The organism is Peptoniphilus sp., from assembly GCF_034090345.1.
GTDB lineage: Bacteria > Bacillota > Clostridia > Tissierellales > Peptoniphilaceae > Peptoniphilus.
This window is the reverse complement of record NZ_JAXDSS010000115.1, coordinates 1-2276: the sequence shown is the minus strand read 5'-3', so window position 1 is coordinate 2276 and position 2276 is coordinate 1. Positions and strand designations below refer to the sequence as shown.

The window sequence follows — 2276 nt, the reverse complement described above, 5'->3', positions numbered from 1 at the left end:
CTTTAAAATTAGAAAAATTTATATTTACTTCCCCTGATAATCCTATTATGTAGTTTAAAACCTCTACTGCTATTCCTCTTATTATATAAGACATAAATATATTCAATATAATTGCATAGAGTATATGTTTAAATTTTATATTGAAGTACTTAAAAATATTCTTACTCAAATTCCCAACCTCTAAAATTAATATTTATATCTAAAGTATATTAAATTAATTTAACTAATACACTATTATTTATAAATTTTATTTGGACTTTTTTAAAAACCATCTCGTATATCTCTGTATTTTTTAAACTCTTCAAAACTCCCGGCCTTCATAAATGGATTTATCTCAAGTTCCATTCCGATAGTTGACGGCAAAGATGGCCTACCCTCTTTCTCTAAAGTTTCTACAAGTTTCATCGCCAAACTCACTGCTTCAGATGGCATTACACTATCTGCAAACTTTAAATTTGTCTTAGAGTATTCATGCGCTGCAAACACTTTTGTATCTCCATTCAATTCTTTAAATTTTTGAATAGTATTGTACTGTGCTTCATAGTCTCCTGTAAATACTCTTCCACACCCGGCTAAAAATAATGCATCTCCACAAAATAAATTATTTTCTATCAAGTATGAGACATGCTCTTCCGTATGACCTGAGGTCTTAATCACTTCTACTTTTTCATCCAAAATTTCAAAAATATCTCCATCTCGTACAACAATATCTGCTAGATTTTCTATTTCTTTCGGTCCATAAACTTTTAAATCAAATTTATTTTTTAAAGTTCTCACTCCACCTACATGGTCTGAATGTTTATGAGTTAACAAAATTCCTACCAGGTTGAGTTCATTTTCTTTTTTGTATTTTAATACCGGTTCAGCCTCTCCCGGATCAACTACTACTGCATTATTCCCTTTTATTAAAGTCCATATATAATTATCTTCAAATGCTCTTATCGGTATTATTTTCATCCTATTCACCTCTTTTTAAATTTACCCATTTATATGATTATTTTAAAATTAAGGGTAAATATTTAATAAAAAGGATGATTCTATGTTTATTATAAAATTTATACAAAAAGAAAATAGTAAAAACTTTGGAATTTTTGAAACTGAAAAAGAAGCTATAGACTTTATTGAAAAAATTCCAAATGTAATAATTGAAAACTATGAAGACTACAACAGCTATTTTATAGAAGAGAATAAAATGCGCCCAATTGAAAAAATATCTATTGGAAACAATGAAATACTCCTAAGCAAATTTATGTTTGAGCAAGATTCAACAATTGAAATAGAAATTGAAGAACTCCCATTACTTTCAAGAAATGAATGGAAAAATTTTACAACTAAAGTTGATGCTTACTCAGTAAATAATGATGAGCTTGAAAAATACATTACACTACGTGAGCAAAATTATATTGAATTAAAAAAAGAGTGGGAATCTAAAGGCTATAAAGTTACAAGAGAGTATAGAGACTCCATTGACGGCGAGGCAATAACTTTAGAAAAAGACGGAGAAACTCAATTTTACACACATATGGACCCAAGCTTTGTATATGAAAAATAACAAAATGTTTTAATAATTTTTTCAAGGGTATATTTATCTCTAAATAGAGATAAGTTAGGTGATGTTAATGAAAAATCTTGAGTTGAACAATTTTATTGCTTTACACAGAACAGTTATAAAAATGGATAGAACTCTTTCTAAAATTTTTGATAGCCACGGTTTAACTACCGGTCAATTCGCAGTATTGGAAGCTCTCTATCACAAAGGGGATCTTACAATTGGTCAAGTTCAACAGAAAATCCTCTCCACTAGCGGCACAATGCCCCTGATTATAAAAAATCTTGAGAATAGAAAGTTATTGGAGAGATGTCCTGACCAAAACGATGGTAGGAGATGTATATTGCATATAACTGATGACGGAAAAACTTTGATGTCAAAAGTTTTTCCGGTAGTTAAAGATAAAATTATCCAAATGTTTAGTCCCATACCATTGAATAAAAAACAAGAATTGTTGGATATTTTAAAGTTATTTAGGGAGGAATTATAGTATGAACAGAGAAGTTGTTAAAAAAGTTACGGGCTTTAGAACAAAGGACGGAGCCGGCGTAAGTTTAGTCAGAGTACTAGGTCATGAAACTACCGACACTTATGACCCAATATTGATGTTAGATAGTTTTGACTCCACAGACCCCGACGATTACACAGCAGGGTTCCCTATGCACCCACACAGAGGTATAGAAACAATATCATACGTATATAGAGGAAACATGGTTCACAAAGACTC

Annotated in this window: 4 protein-coding genes; 3 read left to right on the top strand and 1 reads right to left on the bottom strand. The window is 30.4% G+C overall.

Annotation, left to right across the window (positions count from 1 at the left end; genetic code table 11):
* Nucleotides 1-261: 261 nt before the first annotated feature.
* Entirely contained in the window at nucleotides 262-957 is a 696-nt protein-coding gene (gene gloB, locus SOR77_RS08805) for a hydroxyacylglutathione hydrolase (protein WP_320636734.1), read from the bottom strand.
* Between the two features lie 82 nt (nucleotides 958-1039).
* On the opposite strand from gloB, the gene SOR77_RS08800 reads away from it, so the two are divergent.
* The 3 genes from SOR77_RS08800 to SOR77_RS08790 form a co-directional block, all read left to right on the top strand.
* The gene (locus SOR77_RS08800) at nucleotides 1040-1552 is read left to right on the top strand and encodes a hypothetical protein (RefSeq protein ID WP_320636733.1); all 513 of its coding nucleotides are present in this window, start codon (nucleotides 1040-1042) and stop codon (nucleotides 1550-1552) included.
* Between the two features lie 67 nt (nucleotides 1553-1619).
* On the top strand, nucleotides 1620-2039 hold the full coding sequence (locus SOR77_RS08795) for a MarR family winged helix-turn-helix transcriptional regulator (RefSeq protein WP_320636732.1): 420 nt from the start codon (nucleotides 1620-1622) through the stop codon (nucleotides 2037-2039).
* Between the two features lies 1 nt (nucleotide 2040).
* A partial coding sequence (locus SOR77_RS08790) for a pirin family protein (protein WP_320636731.1) occupies nucleotides 2041-2276 on the top strand: 236 nt, incomplete at its 3' end.

Excerpts from the sequence above, each read along its gene's own strand:
- SOR77_RS08800 (WP_320636733.1), top strand. The coding sequence starts at position 1,040 with ATGTTTATTATAAAATTTATACAAAAAGAAAATAGTAAAAACTTTGGA.
- SOR77_RS08795 (WP_320636732.1), top strand. The coding sequence starts at position 1,620 with ATGAAAAATCTTGAGTTGAACAATTTTATTGCTTTACACAGAACAGTT.
- gloB (WP_320636734.1), bottom strand. The coding sequence starts at position 957 with ATGAAAATAATACCGATAAGAGCATTTGAAGATAATTATATATGGACT.